Source organism: Nonomuraea sp. NPDC004702 (genome assembly GCF_053601695.1).
Map to the genome: position 1 here is coordinate 81,565 of NZ_JBSGCE010000008.1, position 17,655 is coordinate 99,219.

The 17,655-nt window shown below is 71.7% G+C and carries 21 protein-coding genes; 12 read left to right on the forward strand and 9 right to left on the reverse strand.

Annotated features, from left to right (window positions below):
• The first annotated feature begins 4 nt into the window (after positions 1–4).
• Positions 5–487, forward strand: a complete 483-nt coding sequence (locus tag ACWEJ6_RS13070) for an NUDIX domain-containing protein (RefSeq protein WP_452423629.1) — start codon at positions 5–7, stop codon at positions 485–487.
• Here ACWEJ6_RS13070 and ACWEJ6_RS13075 read toward each other — a convergent pair.
• The gene (locus ACWEJ6_RS13075) at positions 446–2,347 is read right to left on the reverse strand and encodes a sensor histidine kinase (protein ID WP_387677614.1); all 1,902 of its coding nucleotides are present in this window, start codon (positions 2,345–2,347) and stop codon (positions 446–448) included. The two genes, ACWEJ6_RS13070 and ACWEJ6_RS13075, sit on opposite strands and share 42 nt — an antisense overlap.
• 62 nt (positions 2,348–2,409) lie before the next feature.
• Between ACWEJ6_RS13075 and ACWEJ6_RS13080 the strand changes: the two genes are divergently transcribed.
• A complete protein-coding gene (locus ACWEJ6_RS13080; RefSeq protein WP_387677616.1) occupies positions 2,410–2,823 on the forward strand; it encodes a hypothetical protein in 414 nt (137 codons plus the stop codon).
• Positions 2,824–2,825: 2 nt separating this feature from the next.
• Here the strand turns inward: ACWEJ6_RS13080 and ACWEJ6_RS13085 are convergent, their stop codons facing one another.
• Positions 2,826–3,278 carry a hypothetical protein gene (locus tag ACWEJ6_RS13085; RefSeq protein ID WP_387677617.1) on the reverse strand — a complete coding sequence of 151 codons (453 nt, stop codon included), beginning with the start codon at positions 3,276–3,278 and terminating at the stop codon, positions 2,826–2,828.
• Positions 3,279–3,352: 74 nt separating this feature from the next.
• On the opposite strand from ACWEJ6_RS13085, the gene ACWEJ6_RS13090 reads away from it, so the two are divergent.
• Entirely contained in the window at positions 3,353–3,880 is a 528-nt protein-coding gene (locus ACWEJ6_RS13090) for a DUF6886 family protein (protein WP_352357502.1), read from the forward strand.
• Here ACWEJ6_RS13090 and ACWEJ6_RS13095 read toward each other — a convergent pair.
• Genes ACWEJ6_RS13095 through lysS form a run of 4 tightly spaced genes read right to left on the reverse strand, consistent with a single transcriptional unit; the run spans position 3,855 to position 7,792 of the window.
• A complete protein-coding gene (locus ACWEJ6_RS13095) occupies positions 3,855–4,817 on the reverse strand; it encodes a ketopantoate reductase family protein (RefSeq protein ID WP_452423632.1) in 963 nt (320 codons plus the stop codon). The genes ACWEJ6_RS13090 and ACWEJ6_RS13095 overlap by 26 nt on opposite strands.
• A gap of 19 nt (positions 4,818–4,836) precedes the next feature.
• Entirely contained in the window at positions 4,837–5,565 is a 729-nt protein-coding gene (locus ACWEJ6_RS13100; protein ID WP_352321313.1) for a glycosyltransferase family 2 protein, read from the reverse strand.
• Positions 5,566–5,625: 60 nt separating this feature from the next.
• Complete coding sequence (locus ACWEJ6_RS13105) at positions 5,626–6,165, reverse strand: AAA family ATPase (protein WP_452423635.1); 540 nt, start codon at positions 6,163–6,165, stop codon at positions 5,626–5,628.
• 13 nt (positions 6,166–6,178) lie between these two features.
• The gene (gene lysS / locus ACWEJ6_RS13110) at positions 6,179–7,792 is read right to left on the reverse strand and encodes a lysine--tRNA ligase (RefSeq protein ID WP_452423637.1); all 1,614 of its coding nucleotides are present in this window, start codon (positions 7,790–7,792) and stop codon (positions 6,179–6,181) included.
• 89 nt (positions 7,793–7,881) lie between these two features.
• Between lysS and ACWEJ6_RS13115 the strand changes: the two genes are divergently transcribed.
• Positions 7,882–8,397: a DinB family protein gene (locus tag ACWEJ6_RS13115; protein ID WP_452423639.1), complete on the forward strand. Its 516-nt coding sequence runs from the start codon at positions 7,882–7,884 to the stop codon at positions 8,395–8,397.
• A 4-nt stretch (positions 8,398–8,401) separates the two neighbouring features.
• On the opposite strand, the gene ACWEJ6_RS13120 is transcribed toward ACWEJ6_RS13115, so the two are convergent.
• On the reverse strand, positions 8,402–9,514 hold the full coding sequence (locus ACWEJ6_RS13120; RefSeq protein ID WP_452423641.1) for an ROK family protein: 1,113 nt from the start codon (positions 9,512–9,514) through the stop codon (positions 8,402–8,404).
• A 90-nt stretch (positions 9,515–9,604) separates the two neighbouring features.
• On the opposite strand from ACWEJ6_RS13120, the gene xylA reads away from it, so the two are divergent.
• From xylA to ACWEJ6_RS13135, 3 genes are read left to right on the forward strand one after another with little or no spacing between them, the layout of a single operon-like run.
• Complete coding sequence (gene xylA / locus ACWEJ6_RS13125; RefSeq protein WP_352357490.1) at positions 9,605–10,756, forward strand: xylose isomerase; 1,152 nt, start codon at positions 9,605–9,607, stop codon at positions 10,754–10,756.
• Complete coding sequence (locus ACWEJ6_RS13130; protein WP_452423643.1) at positions 10,753–11,496, forward strand: sugar phosphate isomerase/epimerase family protein; 744 nt, start codon at positions 10,753–10,755, stop codon at positions 11,494–11,496. The genes xylA and ACWEJ6_RS13130 overlap by 4 nt, the downstream gene beginning before the upstream one ends.
• A complete protein-coding gene (locus ACWEJ6_RS13135) occupies positions 11,493–12,596 on the forward strand; it encodes a Gfo/Idh/MocA family protein (protein ID WP_452423645.1) in 1,104 nt (367 codons plus the stop codon). Before ACWEJ6_RS13130 ends, ACWEJ6_RS13135 begins: the two co-directional genes overlap by 4 nt.
• Before the next feature lie 9 nt (positions 12,597–12,605).
• Here the strand turns inward: ACWEJ6_RS13135 and ACWEJ6_RS13140 are convergent, their stop codons facing one another.
• A complete protein-coding gene (locus tag ACWEJ6_RS13140) occupies positions 12,606–13,886 on the reverse strand; it encodes an esterase-like activity of phytase family protein (protein ID WP_452423647.1) in 1,281 nt (426 codons plus the stop codon).
• A 313-nt stretch (positions 13,887–14,199) separates the two neighbouring features.
• Here ACWEJ6_RS13140 and ACWEJ6_RS13145 point away from each other — a divergent pair, with 313 nt between their 5' ends.
• The 4 genes from ACWEJ6_RS13145 to ACWEJ6_RS13160 all read left to right on the forward strand — a co-directional run bounded on the left by ACWEJ6_RS13145 (position 14,200) and on the right by ACWEJ6_RS13160 (position 16,135).
• Positions 14,200–14,475, forward strand: coding sequence for a hypothetical protein (locus ACWEJ6_RS13145; RefSeq protein WP_387677640.1), 276 nt, complete (start codon positions 14,200–14,202; stop codon positions 14,473–14,475).
• 120 nt (positions 14,476–14,595) lie between these two features.
• Entirely contained in the window at positions 14,596–14,958 is a 363-nt protein-coding gene (locus ACWEJ6_RS13150) for a nuclear transport factor 2 family protein (RefSeq protein ID WP_452423649.1), read from the forward strand.
• 458 nt (positions 14,959–15,416) lie between these two features.
• The gene (locus ACWEJ6_RS13155) at positions 15,417–15,764 is read left to right on the forward strand and encodes a hypothetical protein (RefSeq protein WP_452423651.1); all 348 of its coding nucleotides are present in this window, start codon (positions 15,417–15,419) and stop codon (positions 15,762–15,764) included.
• A 17-nt stretch (positions 15,765–15,781) separates the two neighbouring features.
• Entirely contained in the window at positions 15,782–16,135 is a 354-nt protein-coding gene (locus ACWEJ6_RS13160; RefSeq protein ID WP_358290528.1) for a YbaB/EbfC family nucleoid-associated protein, read from the forward strand.
• A gap of 15 nt (positions 16,136–16,150) precedes the next feature.
• On the opposite strand, the gene ACWEJ6_RS13165 is transcribed toward ACWEJ6_RS13160, so the two are convergent.
• A complete protein-coding gene (locus ACWEJ6_RS13165) occupies positions 16,151–17,059 on the reverse strand; it encodes a hypothetical protein (RefSeq protein WP_452423654.1) in 909 nt (302 codons plus the stop codon).
• Between the two features lie 165 nt (positions 17,060–17,224).
• Between ACWEJ6_RS13165 and ACWEJ6_RS13170 the strand changes: the two genes are divergently transcribed.
• Positions 17,225–17,455: a hypothetical protein gene (locus tag ACWEJ6_RS13170; RefSeq protein ID WP_452423656.1), complete on the forward strand. Its 231-nt coding sequence runs from the start codon at positions 17,225–17,227 to the stop codon at positions 17,453–17,455.
• The last annotated feature ends 200 nt before the right edge of the window (positions 17,456–17,655 follow it).

Below are 17,655 nucleotides of genomic sequence, written 5' to 3' on the forward strand. Positions count from 1 at the left end.
CCCGGTGAACGATTTCTGGTCCACCGTCAACCGGGTCGTCACCGGGGCCGCGGCCTACATCACCGACGAGCGGGGCCGGGCCCTGCTCGTCAAGCCCAACTACCGCGACCACTGGTCCTTCCCCGGCGGCATCATCGACGCGGGGGAGCACCCGGCGCAGGCGTGCGCCAGGGAGGTCGCCGAGGAGCTCGGCCTGGTGCTGGAGGTCGGCCGGCTGCTCGCCGTGAGCTGGGTCGACGGCCTGGCCTACGTGCCGTACGCGATGGTCAACTTCATGTTCGACTGCGGCGAGCTGCCGTCGGACGCGGTGATCACCCTGCAGGCCGAGGAGCTGGACGACCACGGGTTCTACACCCACGAGGAGGCCGCCCGCCTGCTGCCCGCCCACGGCCACCGGCGGCTGCTGGCGGCCGCGCGGGCGCGGGCCTCGGGCGGGACGGCCTACCTAGCTCCCGGCGAGGACCGGCTGGTCGGCCAGGAGGGCTGAGGGCAGGAAGACCATCGCGGTCAGGCCGCCGTAGGGCGAGGGCGCGAGGGTGACCTTGATGTCGTGCCGGGCGGCCAGCCGGCCGACCACGAACAGGCCCAGCCGGTCGCTCTGCGCCAGGTCGAACTCCGGCATCTTGGCCAGCCGGTCGTTGAGCTCGTCCAGCTCGACGCGGGGCAGGCCGAGGCCGCGGTCCTCGATCTCGATCATCAGGCCGTTCGGGGTGCTCGAACTGCGCACGTCCACCCTGGTCTGCGGGGGTGAGAAGAGGGTGGCGTTCTCGACCAGCTCGGCCAGCAGGTGGGCCACGTCCGTGACGGTCGCGCCGAGCAGCGCGGTCTGCGGCGGCGGAAGGATCTCGACGCGCTCGTACTCCTCGACCTCCGCGACGGCCGCGCGCAGCACGTCGAGGATGGCCACCGGGTTGCGCCAGCCGCGCCCGGGGGCCTGGTCGGACAGGATGATCAGGCTTTCCGCGTGCCTGCGCATGCGGGTGGTGAGGTGGTCCAGCTTGAACAGGTCGGCCAGCAGGTCGGGCTCCTCGGTGGCCCGCTCCATGCTGTCGAGCTGGAGCAGCTGGCGGTGCAGCAGCGACTGGTTGCGCCGGGCCAGGTTCACGAAGACCTGGCTGACGCCGTGCCGCAGCCTGGCCTGGTCGACGGCGGCCTCCACGGCCGTGGACTGCACGTGGTTGAAGGCCCGCACGATGTCGGCGACCTCGGAGGTCTCCGTCCTGACCTCCAGCGGCGCGACCTCGGCGGCCGTGGGCGGGCGGGTGTTCGTGCGCAGCCGCTCGATCAGCCCGGTCAGCCGCACCTCGGCCAGTTCGGTGGCCGCGTCGCGCAGCCCGGCCAGCTCGCGGACCAGCCGCCGGCGGAAGCGCAGCGACAGCAGGATCGAGGCGAGCACGGCGAGCAGGCCCACGCCGCCGGCCACGCCGATCTTGATCAGGATGCTCCCGGCGGCCGGCGTCACCCGGGCCACGATGCCCTCCACGGCCTGGCCCTGGTCGCGTTCGAGCACCGCCCACAGGTTCTGGCCGTCCACCTCCCAGGTGGCGGCGGTGGCGGGCAGGCCGTTCATCGCGGCCTGGCCCCGGATGGCGTCCTCGGCGTCGAGGAACTCCTTGTAGACGGGGGAGGTGGCCAGCTGCGCGTACGGGCCGCGCAGGCCGCCGTCCAGGTGCGAGAGCGCCTGCGAGTACAGCAGCCGCCGGGTCGCCACCATCCCGGTGAACGCCTCCCGCTCGACGGCCTCGACCCGCCCTCTGGCCAGCACCACGACGATCATCGCGCGCTCGCGCGAGACCAGGTCCTTGGCCTCGCCGAGCATGGTGACGGCCCGCGCCTGCCGGTACAGCGACATGTCGGGCACCAGCACCATCGCGTCGTACATGCGGAAGGAGGCGTCCACGATCTGGCTGTAGCCGTCGATCACGGCCAGCGGCGCGACTGTGCCGCCGTCCACCTCGGCGCGGATGCCGGACAGCAGGTCGAGCTTGGCGTTGAGGACGTCGAGCTGCGTGCGCATCTCGGGCGACATCCCGCGCTGGTCCTTGGCCAGCTTGCGGAAGGCCGCCACCGCCCGGTCGGTCTGCCCGCGCTGCCTGGCCAGCTTGTCCGCGCCGCGGTGGGTGGCCAGGAACTCGACCGAGGCCAGCCGCTCGTCCTGGAGCTCGGCGTTGATCCGCTCCGACGGCGTGGCCAGGTTCGAGGCCAGCTTGTTGATCTCCAGCAGGCGCAGGCCGTCGCCGCCGGTCAGGCCCGCCGCGAACGCCCACAGCCCGACCAGGGACAGCAGCGGCACGAGCAGGAGGATCAGGAGCTTCAGAGCAATGGGACGGCCACGCGTGGGGGGCATGCGACCTCCGGGTGCATGATGAGATCGCCTCGCAGATTACACCCCCCTTTGGAAGGATTTCTGTGCGTCTTCCGCGTTCCGCCGCCGGGTGGACCATCGGCGTCTTCGGCGTGCTCGCCTTCGCACTCGGGCTCGTCGGGCTGCTGTCGCCGGACTCCCTGCTGGTCCTGCTGGGTTTCGAGGTGCTCGGCGTACGCCCGTCCGGCGACTACACGCTGGTCTACATGGCGGCTTCGTCGATGGCGGCGGTGAACATGGGGGTCTATTACGTTTTCGCGGCATCCGCCGACTACACGCCGTTCTTCCGGTGGACCGTGCCGTTCCGGCTGGTGACGTTCGCGGTGTTCACGACGCTGGTGCTGACGGGGGCGGCGCCGGGCGAGTTCTTCGGCGTGGGGCTCTGGGAAGGCGTGGGAGCGCTGGCCACGGGGTTCGCGCTCTGGCGCGAGGGCAAGCTGCTGCCCTCGCGCCCATGAGCTCACGGCCTGGTGTCGTCGGGGCGGCCGCCGGCCACCAGCCGGTCGCCGTCCACCGGTTCGTGCGCGGCCCGCTCGCTCGCGACCCGTTCGTGCGCGACGCGGCCGTCCGTTCCGCCGTCCGTCACGCCGTCGCGCGCGGCGCGGTTGCGGTCGCGTTCGAGCCGCCGTTCGAGGTCGCGCTTCTCGTCCTCCAGGCGGGAGACCCGGTCGGACGCCTCGGCGCGGACGGCCCGCAGCCTGCGGCGCTTCCTGGCGGTCCTGCGCGACCCGGCGCCGATCAGCCAGATCCCCGCCAGCAGGGCGGCCGCGACGACCGCTCCGGCGAGGAACATCTGGACGTGGTCGAGCTGGTAGGTGTTGCCGAACAGGATGTACCTGGAGCTCTCCTCCGTCACCACCAAGGCGACGGCGCCGCCGGCGAGCAGGACCAGGATCAGACCCAATAAGACCATCCGAACTCACCCCTTGTCGTCAGAGCGCGTTTCTTCTGCCCTGACGGAGACGGGGTATGCGCATGATGGCGGGTATGAGACCCGAGCCCGGCCAGGTGCTGCACTTCTCCGAGGACCCGACCATCGAGCGGTTCGTGCCCCATGCCGCGGTGACGTCCTCGCTCGGCGAGCCGTACGTGTGGGCGGTCGGCCACGACCGCTGCCCCGACCACTGGTTCCCGCGCGCCTGCCCGCGGGCGATGGCCTGGCGCGGGCCGGACACCACCGACGAGGACGTGGCCAGGATCGCCGGCGCGGGCTGCGGCGACCGCGTGCACGCCGTCGAGTACGCCTGGCTCAAGGCCATCATGGACGTGCGCCTGTACGCCTACCGCCTGCCCGCGGCCGGGTTCGCGCCGATCGGCGACCCGCCGCACGCCGTGGTGTCGCGGGAGCCGGTCGTCCCGATCGGCCCGCCCGAGCCGGTGGGCGACCTGTTCGAGCTGCACGAGCAGGCCGGGATCCAGCTGCGCGTGCTGGACAACCTGTGGCCGTTCTGGCACGAGGTGACCGGCAGCAGCATGGAGTTCAGCGGGATCAGGCTGCGGAACGCGCGTCGATGAGCGCGGTCAGCTCGGCCACCGGCATCGAGGCGGGCGGCAGCTTCTCGCGGGCGACCCGGTTGGCCTCGCGGCGCAGCACTTCGTTGACCGGCGTGGGCACGCCGTGCTCGCGGCCGAGCAGGACGATCTCGCCGTTGAGGTAGTCGGCCTCGATCGAGCCGCTGCCCCTGGCCAGGCTCTGCCAGGACGATCCGCCGCCCCGCCGGACGCCTTCGATCGGCACGACGTCCACCTGGTGGCCGCGGACCCGGCGCTCGTCCTCGGCGGTGGAGTAGGGGATGCCCGCGTGCTCGAACACGCTTATGGCCTCGGCGCGGGCCCGGTCGGCGAGCTCTGCCATGCCGTCGGCGTGCCCGACGAGGGCTTCGACGGCGTTGCCGAGGTTGTTGAGCAGCTTGCCGTGCTTCCAGCGCATGACGTCGGGGGTGGCGCGGCCGAGCAGCCCGTGTTTGCCGAGGTCGTCGGCGATCTGCCCGGCGAGGTCGTCCACACCCCGGGGGTAGCGCCCGACGTGCAGCAGGCCCGAGTACGGCCGGCCGTAGGCGGCCACGACGCCGGGTTCGAGGTGCTGGGACGGCAGCCACACGCACATGCCGTAGACCCGCTCGGACCTGCGCAGGACGGTGCGCTCGTTGGCCACGCCGTTCTGCGCGCACACGACCGGCAGGTCCGTCGGCCAGGGATCGAGGGCGGCCAGGGTGTCCTGGGACTTCGTGGCCAGGATCAGCACGTCGTCGTCGCGGGTGGGGATCGGGCCGGAGGCCGCGGGGATGCGCAGGGTCTCGTCGGAATCGGGGGTGATCAGGCGGAGTCCGTCACGCTTGAGCGCCTCGTGGTGCGCGCCTCTCGCGACGAGCACGACCTCGTGCCCGCCCTGGTGGAGGCGGGCGCCGATGGTGCCGCCGACTGCTCCTGCTCCGATCACTATGTAGCGCATTGTCCGAGAATGTCACTTCTTACTTCGCGAGCGCCACCTCGGTCTGCGGCATCAGGGCGGTCCCGCGCGTACGCTCGCGCATGATCGTCTTCAGCACGCGCCAGCCGTCGCGCACCGCGTGCAGGTTGCTCGCGCCGTGGATCCGGGAGCGCTCGTGGCTGGGCACCTCGTGGATGACCAGGCCGGCCTGGGCGGCCCGGACGTTCATGAGGGTCTCGATCTCGAAGCCGTCGCAGTCGAGCTCCATGACGTCCAGGTGGTCGCGCCAGAAGGCGTTGTAGCCGTAGCACAGGTCGGTGAAGCGGGTGCCGTACAGCATGTTGGTCAGGCCGGTGAGGAACTTGTTGCCCAGCGACCGGATGGGGCTGAGGTCGTCGGAGCCGCCGCCGGGGGCGTACCGGGAGCCCTTGGCGAAGTCGGCGCCGTCGATGAGGGTCTCGACGAACGAGCGGATCTCCTTGCCGTCGGTGGAACCGTCGGCGTCGATCATGACGATGATGTCGCCCCGGGCGGCCTGGAAGCCCTCGATGAGGGCGTTGCCCTTGCCGCGCCGGCTCTGCACGACGACCCGGAGGTCGGGGCGCAGCCTGCGCGCGACGGCGACGGTGTCGTCGGTCGAGTTGCCGTCGACCAGGATCACCTCGTCGATCCAGTCGGGCAGCGTGGCGAAGACGTGGGGAAGGTTCTCGGCTTCGTTCATCGCGGGGACGATGACACTGACACTGGCGGCGAAGGGCTGCTTGTTCATGGGTACAAGGTGCACCTGCACACATGCAGCCCACTTGACACTGCCTTGCAGTGATCCTACTTATATGCGATCTCCACCCACCAATGCCTCGTCCGCCCGCGCGAGGATCTCCTCGACGGTCTCGGCGGGGGACTGGGCGGAGGTGTCCAGCCACAGGCCGATGCGCGGCGTTTCGGCCCGCAGGGCGGCGTCGAGCTGGGCGATCGTCCAGGCGCCGTAGCCGGTCTTGGCGCGTTCGCGCTCGCGGCACTCGACGGCGGCGGCGTCGGGGGCGAGCACGACCACCCGGAGCGGACGGGTGCGGATCCACCCGGTGAACCGCTCCAAGTCCTCTCCAAGGACCACATCTTGCACAATTGCTGTAAATCCGGCTTCGAAATACAAGTCCGCCGTTTGGGCCGCGAGCCGGTAGCGCAGCTGCAACTGGCGCACCGCCTCCTCCTCCGACCCGGGCGTCATCTCGGCCCGGCCGCCCACGACCATGCGGCGGAAGGTGTCGCCCCGGACGTGGGCCGACCGCGGCAGGCGCTCGGCCAGCGCCTGGGCGACCGTGGACTTGCCCGCGGCCGAGATCCCGGTGACCAGGACGACGCCGTTCACCCGCGGCCGCACCTCATCCGCCGACCAGCTTCCGCACCCGGTCGGCGCCCACCGCCATGAGCAGCGTGGGCAGCCGCGGCCCGGTGTCGCGGCCCACCAGCAGCCGGTAGAGCAGGACGAAGAACGCGCGCTGGGCCGCCTTCAGCTCCGGCGTGGGCTTGGCGTCGGCGTCGAGGCCCGCCTGGAGCTTCGGCACGCCGTAGACCAGGCTGGTCAGGCCGTCGAGCGTCCAGTCGTCGAGGCCGTCGGCCAGCAGCCGCAACGACTCGCGCTCGGTCTGGCCGAGGGAGTCGAGCAGGTCCTGGTCGGGCGTCTCGCGCACGTGGGTGCGCTGGTCGGCGGGCAGGTGGTCGGCCACCCAGCGCTGCGCCCGGTCGAGCCGGGGGCGGGCCTGGTCGAGCCGGTCGACGGCGTCGAGGTCGCGCAGGATGCGCAGCGCCTGCTCGTCGTGGCCGGTGGTGATGTCGAGGATCGAGGCCAGCGTGCGGTAGGGCACCGGGACCGGCGTGACCGGCAGCGGCCCGGCGGCGGTGCCCACGGCGCGGGCGTGGGCGGCCAGCTCGGCGGGCTGGGCCTGGCCGGAGTCGACCTTGCGGGCCAGGGCGTCCCACTCGTCGTAGAGGCGCTGGATCTCCTGGTCGAAGGCGATCTTGAAGGACTGGGCGGGCTTGCGGCGGGCGTACAGCCAGCGCAGCACGGGCGCCTCCATGATCCCCAGCGCGTCGGCCGGGGTCGGCACGTCGCCCTTGGAGCTGCTCATCTTGGCCATGCCGGTGATGCCGACGAAGGCGTACATCGGGCCGATCGGCTGCTCGCCGCCGAACACCTCGCCGACGATCTGGCCGCCGACGACCCAGGCCGAGCCGGGGGAGTGGTGGTCGACGCCCGACGGCTCGAAGACCACGCCCTCGTACGCCCACCGCATCGGCCAGTCGACCTTCCACACCAGCTTGCCGCGGTCGTGCTCGGCCAGGCGCACGGTCTCGCCGAACCCGCACTCGCAGGTGTAGGCCAGCTCGGTCGTCTCGTCGTCGTACGCGGTGACCTTCGTGAGGTCGCGCTCGCACAGCTCGCAGTACGGCCGGTACGGGAAGTAGTCGGCCACCTCCCGGCCGCCGTCCTTGGTCCGGTACGCCGCCAGGATCGCGTCGATCCGCGACCGCTCGCGCATGGCCAGCAGGATCTGCTCCCGGTAGGCGCCCGAGGTGTACTGCTCGGTCTGGCTGATGCCCCGGTAGTCGACGCCCAGCTCGGCCAGCGCGGCGGTCATCGGCGCCTTGAAGTGCTCGGCCCAGTTGGCGTGCGGGCTGCCCGGCGGGGCGGGCACCGAGGTCAGCGGTTTGCCGATGTGCTCGGCCCAGGACGGGTCGACGCCCGCGGGCACCCGCCGGAAACGGTCGTAGTCGTCCCAGGACAGCAGGTGGACGCAGTCGAGGCCGCGCCGCCTGATCTCGTCGGCGACGAGGTGGGGGGTCATGACCTCACGCAGGTTGCCCAGGTGGATGGGGCCCGAGGGGCTGAGCCCGGAGGCGCAGACGATCGGTTTGCCCGGGGCACGACGCTCCGCCTCGGAGATCACCTCGTCCGCGAACCTGGAGACCCAGTCGGCCTCTGCACTTTCCGCCATCGAGCCATTGTCGCGGCTCGCCCGGGTCATACGCGAACCGGCCGAAAATCCGGTGCGTCGCCGATGAGCCCTGCAGTAGCCTCCCGCGCATGACGCCACCCCGTGTACGTCCGCCCTTCGTGGCCGACGAACGTACCCAGCTCGTCGGCTGGCTGGACATGCAGCGCGCGATCGTCCACTGGAAGTGCGAGGGGTTGTCCGAGGCCGACGCCCACCGGCCGGTCCTGCCGACCTCGCCCCTGATGACGGTGGCCGGTCTGGTCGCCCACATGCGCTGGACCGAGCACTGCTGGTTCGAGGTGCTCTTCCTGGGCGGCAGCGCCGAGGGCAACCCGCAGTTCCTGGAGGAGCCCGAGGACGCCGACATGCTGGTCGAGGGCGTCACGCTGGCCCAGCTCCTCGACGACTACGCCAAGCAGTGCGAGCGCTCCAACGAGATCGTCGCCGCCCACTCGCTCGACGACGTCGGCAAGCACCCCGACTTCCGGTCGGCGGCGTCCTCGCTGCGCTGGGTGCTGATCCACATGGTCGAGGAGACCGCCAGGCACGCCGGCCACCTCGACATCGTCAGAGAGCTGGTCGACGGGAACAAGGGCTACTACTGACCCGTCACACGCCCAGCACGTCCGCCGGGTCGGCGACGATCCGCTGGATGATCAGCCCGGCCGCCCCCAGCACCGCCGCGTCGGCGCCGTTGGCCGAGACGACCAGGGCGGGTGGCGTGCCGCGCATCTGCCCCAGCCGGGCCGCCAGCACGTCCCGGGCCGGGGTCTCCAGCCACGGGAACAGCGGGGCGAAGACGCCGCCGAGCACGATCCGGCCGGGGTCCAGCAGGTGCACGGCCGACGTGAGCGCCACCCCGAGCGCCTCCCCGGCCCGCGCGCAGGCGGCCAGCGCGCGCCGGTCGCCCGCGGTCAGCGCGTCGGCCAGGGCGGCGACCGAGTCCAGGTCGCCGAGCAGGGCGTCCTGGCCCGCGTACACCTCCAGGCAGCCGCGGCCGCCGCAGCGGCAGGCGGGGCCGTCGGGGGTCACGACGACATGGCCGAGCTCGCCGGCCAGCCCGTACGTCCCCCGGAACACGGTCCCGTCCACGACCAGCCCGGCGCCGACGCCGATCTCGCCGGAGACGTAGAGGAAGTCCGTCGCCCGCGAGCCGAACCACAACTCGCCCAGCGCCGCCAGGTTCGCCTCGTTGTCGACCGCGCACGGCAGGTCGAGCAGGTCGGCCACCCGTACGTCCCGCCAGCCCAGGTGGGGGGCCTTGCGCAGCAGGCCGTCCTCGACCGTGCCGGGCACGGCCAGGGCGGCGCCGATGATCCGCAGCCCGGCGGCCTCGGCCTCCGCGGTGACCTCCTTCACCAGGTCGCGCAGCAGTTGCAGCACGTCGGCCGGGTCGGAGCCGCGGTTGTCGGCCGGACGGACGCGGCGCAGGCGTACGGACCGGGTCAGGTCCACCACGCAGGCGGCCAGATAGTCGATGTTGACCTCCAGCCCGAGCGCGGCCACCCGGTGCCCGCTCAGCCGCACGGCCACGCCGGGCCGCCCGCGCTCGCCGTCGCGCACCGCGCCCGACTCGCTCACCGCGCCGGCCTCCAGCAGGGCCGCGACCAGGCTGGACACGGTGGTCTTGGTCAGCCCGGTGAGCTCGGCCAGCGCCGCCCTGGTGAGCGGGCCATGCCCGTGGACGGCCTGGAGTACCACGGCCAGATTGCGGGCACGCATGGAATCATGCCGGACCCCCCTTGACGCCACCATGCATGCCTCCTCAGGATTATGTACAGATTATGGACTAAAGGTAGGGGACGTCAGCAAATGTCATCCTTCACTCCGACACCCGCCGATCGCTTCACCTTCGGACTCTGGACCGTGGGCTGGCAGGCCCGTGACCCGTTCGGCGACGCGAGCCGTCCCGCGCTCGACCCCGTCGAGAGCGTGCACCGGCTGGCCGAGCTCGGCGCGTACGGCGTCACCTTCCACGACGACGACCTGCTGGCCGTCGAGCCCGACCGGGACAAGGCGATCGCCGCCTTCCGCAAGGCCCTGGACGAGACCGGGATGAAGGTCCCGATGGCCACCACGAACCTGTTCACCCACCCGGTGTTCAAGGACGGCGCGTTCACCAGCAACGACCGCGACGTGCGCCGGTACGCCCTGCGCAAGGTCATGCGCAACATCGACCTGGCCGCCTCGCTCGGCGCGACCACGTACGTGTGCTGGGGCGGCCGCGAGGGCGCCGAGTCCGACGCGGCCAAGGACGTCAAGGCGGCCCTCGACCGCTACAAGGAGGGCCTGGACCTGCTCTGCCAGTACGTCCTCGACCGCGGCTACGACCTGCGCTTCGCCCTGGAGCCCAAGCCCAACGAGCCGCGCGGCGACATCCTGCTGCCGACCATCGGCCACGCCCTGGCGCTCATCAACGACCTGGAGCACCCGGAGATGGTGGGCCTCAACCCCGAGGTCGGCCACGAGCAGATGGCGGGGCTCAACTTCGTCCACGGCATCGCCCAGGCGCTGTGGCACGGCAAGCTGTTCCACATCGACCTCAACGGTCAGCACGGCCCGAAGTACGACCAGGACCTGATCTTCGGCCACGGCGACCTCAAGAGCGCCTTCTTCCTGGTCGACCTGCTGGAGAACGGCGGCTACGACGGCCCCCGGCACTTCGACTACAAGCCGCTGCGCACCGAGGACCCCGACGACGTGTGGGACTCGGCCGCCGCGAACATGCGCACGTACCTGATCCTGAAGGAGAAGTCGCGCGCCTTCCGCGCCGACCCCGAGGTCCAGGAGGCCCTGCGCGCCTCCCGCGTGGACGAGCTGGCCCGGCCCACCCTCGCCGCGGGCGAGACCTGGCAGGACCTGGCCGCCGACGACTTCGACCCCGAGGCGGCCGCCCGGCGCGGCTTCCACTTCACCCGGCTCAACCAGCTCGCCCTTGAGCACCTCATGGGGGTCCGTGGATGACCAGGCCGCTCAGCGTCCAGCTCTACACCGTCAGGGAACAGCTCGCCGCCGACCGCGACGGCACCCTTGAGCGCATCGCCGGCATCGGTTACGGCGCCGTCGAGCCCTTCGACCCGACCGCCGACCCCAAGGGCTTCCGCCAGGTGATCGACGACCTGGGGCTCACGGTGAGCAGCACGCACGCGTACGCGCTGCTCAGCCAGGAGCCCGCCGAGGTCTTCGACGCCGTCGCCACGGTCGGCGCCGACCTGGTGATCATCCCCGGCGGCGTCCCCGAGGCCGAGTTCACCACCCGCGACGGCCTCTCGCGCACCGCCGACCTGCTGAACGGCCTGGCCGAGCAGGCGGCCGGGCACGGCATGCGCATCGGCTACCACAACCACTGGTGGGAGATCGAGCCCAGGATCGACGGCCGGCACGCCATCGAGGCGCTGGCCGACCTGTTAGCCCCCGAGGTGTTCCTGGAGATCGACACGTACTGGGCGGCCGTGGGCGGCGCCGACGTGCCCGCCCTGCTCGGCCGCCTGGCCGGGCGCACCCTCGCGCTGCACGTCAAGGACGGGCCGATGGTGAAGGGCGAGCCGCACACGGCGGTGGGGGCGGGCGCGATGCCGGTTGCCGAGATCCTGGCCGCCGCGCCGGACGCCTGGCGGATCGTCGAGCTGGACACGTGCGCGACCGACCTGTTCACCGCCCTGGCCGACAGCCACGCCCACCTGACCGGCCTGGAGGGCTCGTGAGCGGCGGGCCGGTCGGCGTCGCGGTCGTCGGCGCCGGGGTGATCAGCGCCCAGTACCTGCGCAACCTCACCGCCTTCCCCGACGTGCGGGTGCTCGGCGTGGCCGACCTCGACACCGGCCGGGCCGCCGCGGCGGCCCGCGAGCACGGCGTGCCCGCCTCGGGCAGCCTGGCCGAGATCCTCGCCCTGCCCGAGGTCGAGATCGTGGTCAACCTGACGGTCCCGGCCGCGCACGCGGCCGTCGCGCTGGAGTCCCTGCGCGCCGGCAAGCACGTGTACGGCGAGAAGCCGCTCGCCCTGGACATGGACCAGGCGGCCAAGGTTATGGCCGAGGCCGCCAACCTGGGCCTGCGCGTCGGCGGCGCCCCCGACACCTTCCTCGGCCCAGGGCTCCAGGCCGCGGCGCACGCCCTGCGCTCCGGCCTGATCGGCGAGCCGGTCGGGATCACCGTCGCCTTCCAGAACCTGGGCCCGGAGTCCTGGCACCCCGATCCCGAGTTCTACTACCGGCCCGGCGGCGGCCCCCTGTTCGACATGGGCCCCTACTACCTCACCGCGCTGGTCTCCCTGCTCGGCCCGGTCGCCCGGGTCGCGGGCGGCACCCGCAGGGCCCGCGCCGAGCGGGTCGTCGGCTCCGGCCCCAAGGCCGGCACCCTGTTCCCCGTGGACGTGCCCACCCACGTCAACGCCTTGCTGGACTTCCCCGGCACGGCCACCGCCACCGCCACCTTCAGCTTCGACTCGCCCGTCAGCCGCAAGCTGATCGAGGTGATCGGCACGGAAGGAGCCCTGCTGCTGCCCGACCCCAACACCTTCGGCGGCCCGCTGCTGGTCCGCGGCCCGCACGACCCCGACTGGCGGGAGCTGCCCGTCGCCGCCGACCAGGCCGGGCGCGGCATCGGCGTGCTCGACCTGGCCCGGTCGCTGCGCGCGGGCACGCCGCACCGGGCCTCGGGCGAGCTGACGCTGCACGTGCTGGAGCTCATGACGGCCATCACCGAGTCGGGCGAACGCGCCGAGTTCCGCCCGATCACCTCGGCCGTGACGGCCCCCGAGCCCCTGCCCGCCGGCTGGGACCCGTACGCCAGCACGTTGTCCTGACGGGACGGCTCAGAAGAGCGGCTTGGCCAGCCGGATCGTCAGGATCCGGCTGGTCACCCCCGAGTCCACCAGGCGGCCGTCGGCGTCGAAGGTGCCGAGGCCGAAGTCGTTGTCGTTGGCCACGGCGAGCGTCACCGGGTCGAGCAGGGCGACGCCCTCGATCTTGCCGGGCAGGCCGGGGATCGCCGCCAGGTCCACGGCCAGGGCCTTGGTGGCGACGGTGACGTTCGACGGCAGCGACGCCTCCAGCGAGGGCGTGGTGGCCGGGTCGTCGTGCCGGCCGCCGAGCAGGTTCGTCGCCCGGCGCAGGTCCACGGTGTAGAGACGGGCCACGGCGTCGGTGCGCTCCTGGAGCAGCAGGCGGCCGGGGCTCAGCACGTTGAGGGCGGAGATCTTCATGTCGCCCTGCTCGGCCGCCGGGTCGAAGCCGGCCACGTTCTCCATCGTGTAGGCCCACTCGCCGGTCGGGCGGCCGGTACGCAGGTCCACCCGCAGGATGCGGGCCGTGCTCGACGCCTTGCCGGTCTTCTTGTCGGGGTTGGCGAGCGGGCTCTGCACGGCCAGGTACAGGGCGCGCTCGGCCTGCGAGACGCCGAGCGCCTCGATGCCGCGGTTCTGCTGCCGGGTCGCCAGGATCCCGGGCAGCGTCTCGTGGACCGGGTAGCCGGCGCCGGTGAGCTTCAGGCCCTTGGGGACGTACCTGGCCAGGACGCGGCCGTCGCTCGCCACGTGCAGCAGCGAGGGGGAGTACTCGTCCACCAGCCAGAAGCCGCCGCGGCCGTCGGTGACGACGTCCTCGGTGTCCAGGCCGTTCGGGTCGTAGGGGAGCTGCGTCAGGCCGTCCCAGGTGTAGGGGATCTCGTCGTGGCCGGACTGGTTGGACAGGCCGGTGATCGGGGTGCCGTCGGAGGTCTTCAGCGGGATGCTCTCCACGATGCGCGCCGTGTCGTGCCGCACGGCCACGCGGACGATCGCCGGCGCGAACTCCGGCACCGGGAACGTGCGCCGCTTCTCACCGTTGATCTTGGGCTCGCCGTTCGGGCCGCGGTCGGTGACCATCCAGTACTCGCCCGCGCGCCTGGCCGGGAACAGGCCGCTGCCGAGGCCGCCCAGCTTGACGCCGCGGGAGTCCTTGACGATGCCCGGCTCGAAGGCGGCCAGGTCGGGGGCGGGCAGCGTCACGTCGGACAGGACGCGCGGCTGCCGTCCCGAGGCGGCGTCGGCGGGCGCGGCGACGGTGGTGGCGAGGGCCGCGCCGACGGCCAGCATGGCGATGAACGAACGAGACATGACGCTTCCCTTGGCAGCAAATCTACAGATAAGGGTCGAAAGGTATCCGTGCTGGATGTCCTGCCGTTGAAGGGCGCGTGAATTCGTCACACGACATCCCACGAAATTTCACGACGGTCGGTGACATATCGTCAACGTCACGATCACGGCCGGCCCCGACCCCGGCAGGTACCTGTGCCGTACGGCCTTCTCCTGGAACGGCTCCCTGTCGGGCGAGGGCTGCACGGGCTGAGCCCGTCCCGGGTTCCTTGCCTGCCGGTGAGGTCCCCGGTTCGGCCGTTCCCTTCCCTTCGTTCGGGGCAGGAGGGTGCTCATGACCCATGACCCCTTCGAACCCCCCGGAACCGGGCTCATCACCTCCTGGATCGCGCTCCTCGACAACGCCCGCCACGAGAACCGGGTCATCTCGGTACGCCTGCTGAGCGGCGACTGCTTCACCGGCCACGTCACCCGCCGGGGCGACTCCGTCGTCACCGTCGAGTCCTCGGAGCGGACCTCCGGCGTCCGGGAGCACAACCTGGCCATCAGCGCCATCGTGTCGATCACCTTCGAGTCGCCGCCCGCTCCCGGCGGGGCCTCGCCCGCCTGAGCGCCCGCCGGAACGCCCGGCTGTGCGCCGGACGCGCCGGACGCGCCGGCCTGTCGCACGGGAACGCGTCGTCCCGTATCGTCCGCAGCAGCGACCCCGTCCACGTGAGGAATGATCAACATGTCCCACGATGTGGTACGACGCGTTTTCCAGGTGGTCGACTCGTTCGACCCCGACAAGTTCGCCGAGCTGCTGGCCGAGGACGCCACCCTGGTGTTCGGCAACGCCGAGCCCATGGTGGGACGCGCCGCCGTCGCCGCCGGCCTGCGGACGTTCTACTCGACCATCGGCGGCCTGCGGCACCAGATCGTCCGGGACTGGCAGGCGGGGGCCGACACGATCGCCGAGACCGAGGTGACGTACCGGCGGCTCGACGGCAAGGAGGCCGCGGTGGTGGCCGTGTCGATCTGGCGCACCCGGGACGACGGCCTGATCTCGGACTACCGCATCTTCGCCGATCTAGCCCCCGTATACGAGCCGTAGCCCCTGCCCTGTATTCCTGTCGGTATTGTGGACAACTCTCGTGTGCCCGCCGGCGGCCACGTACCGACAGGAGAACCGTCATGCCCACCTACGAGCCGCCCACCCCCACCCCGACCGGTACCCCCGCCCCGAGCCCCACGCCCCCGACCCCCAGCGAGCCCCCGACCCCCAGCCCCACGACCCCGTACCCCACCCCCACCCCGACCTCCACGGCAACCCCGTCACCCACCGCGACCCCGACTCCGACCGGGACCCCGACTGCCACCGGGACGCCAACCCCAAGCGGGACACCCACCCCGACCGGGACCGGCAGCCCGACCCCGACCGGGACCCCGACCCCCACTGGGACCCCGACCCCGACCACCACCCCCAGTGCGACGCCGAGCCCTTCAGGGGTGGCTCCGGCCCCGAGCGCCACCCCCTCGACCCCCGCCCCGGCCGCCCCCCAGGGCTCCGGGATGCCGACCACCGAGGTGCACGGCACCGCCTTCACCAAGGCCGCCGGCGCCTTCCTCGCCGAGCGCACCGAGTTCGCGACCGACACCCGCCGCATCCTCGACGCCCTCGACGCGCTGGGCGACTTCGCCGGCACCGACGAGACCGCGAACACCTTCAAGAAGAACTACGTGACGGCCCTGGAGAAGGCCGAGACCTACGTCGACGCCCTGCGCGACGTCTATCCGGCGGTGGCCGACCGCCTGGCCGACATGCGGACCAGCTTCGACGTCGCCAACTGGGCCACCATCGCCTCCCTGCCCGAAGTGTCCGACCCGCCCAAGCTCGCCCCCGACGGACAGTTCGCCTGACACCCCTGGAGCCCCCGATGACCACCCCCGAAGACCCCACCCCCTACCTCGACGACGAGATGCGCCGGCTCCTCGGCCAGTTCCAGGCCGACATCCGCCCGCTGGAGGAGTTGCAGGAGAGCCTCGACGCCGTCCGCGGCCGTGGCGAGGCCGCCGACGGCCAGGTGAGGGCCGAGGTGCTGCCGACCGGCGCGCTCGGCGGCCTGCGCATCGATCCGCGGGCCATGCGACTGGGCGCGGACGCCCTGGCCGAGGCCGTCCTGGCCGCCGCGAACGCCGCCGCCGAGGACCTCGCCGCCCAGATGACCGGCCTGATGACGACCGGTCTGACCCCTTTCGCCGACGAGGTCCGTCGCTTCACCCGGGACTGACGACGTGACCGGCACTCAGTACCGGCGCCACCGCCTGAACTGGTCCTGGCCCGCGGCGACCCCCAGCTTGGCGAGCATCTGCTGCCAGGTCGGCAACAGGCTGACCGGGTCGTCCACGACGTCGCCCGGCCGGTTGAGCGCGTTGGCGGTGGTGCTGAAGATGGTGGACCCGGTCAGGAACACGACCGCGTTACGCGCCGCCGGGTTCTTCGGCAGCACGTTCGCGGCCTTGCCGAAGTTGGCCGGGTCCACGTGGTAGAAGACCATGGCCGCCGCGAAGTTCTTCAGCATGTACTCGCCGCGGTCCCCCCAGGAGCCGGTGTCCTCGCCGCGCGCCAGCTTGAGCCCGTCGACGACCGCCTGGTCGAGCACGGTGTAGGCCAGGCTGCCCCCGACGGCGTAGATGAACCGCTTCCCTACGGCGTTCTCGAACATCTTGAGCAGCAGCCGCGCCTGCGACCTGCGCATCGCCCAGTTGATCAGCACCTGGACCTTTTTGTCGATCGCGGGCCAGCAGAAGAACATCAGCAGTTCGATCCACTGGATCATGGCCATCGTGCGCAACGCGTGCTGGGTCCGTTCCAGCAATTCCGCGTAATCCTCGACCGCGTCCGCCAGTCCGCGGATGTAGGCGGAGACGCGCGGCGGATAGGGTGCGATCTCCCGGTTGAAATACGTCCGGAACGCGTCGATGCCCGCTCCGCTGTTCGGTGGCAGCCAGACCCGGGCCGCGACCTCCTCCACGTCGTCAAGGCTGGCGTTCACGCGCCCGGCCAGTTGGCGCAACAACTCCGCGGCCGCCCGCGCCTTCGCCGGATCGCCGTCGGGATAGGCCACGCTCAACATCTGCAGAACCACACCGCCCACCCCGACGGCGGAGAACATGAACCCCGCCATGGGCAGCGCCCGGGAAGAAGGACTCATTCGACAACCCCATTCTCCTGATATCGGCAATAGTCATAGGATCATCCCACCAATGCTCTTGATTACGCCAGTCCCGGCCGGAACAGAACGACGGAACTGAGCCTTGAACCGGCCCGCAATTTCTCAATGGCCTCAATGCGGCTCATGTTCTGCATCGGAGGTACGGTGACCCCCGAATTCGCTCACATCTCCGCCGGACACCATCCCGATCCCGCACTGTCGATGTCCCTGCACGCCGACGCCTATACCGACCCGAAATGGCACGACATCGACCAGCGGGCCATCTTCGCCCGTTCCTGGCAGTGGCCGTGTCACGTGGAACGCCTGCGGACGCCGGGCGGCTACGTGACGGGGACGGTGGCCGGTGCCCGTCCCACGCCTGGAACTTCGACCTGACCGGCCGCCTGGGACGAGCGCGCAACACCGGCGGCATGCCCGGCTTCGACCCCTCCACGGTCTGCCTCGACCGGATCCAGGTCACCGAGCTCGCCGGCATGATCTACGTCAACCTGTCCCCCCTGAGAGATCGTCTACGACCCCGGCGGCTCGGGCCTGTCGGAACACCCCGACCAGAAGGCGCGCTTCCGGAGCCGGAG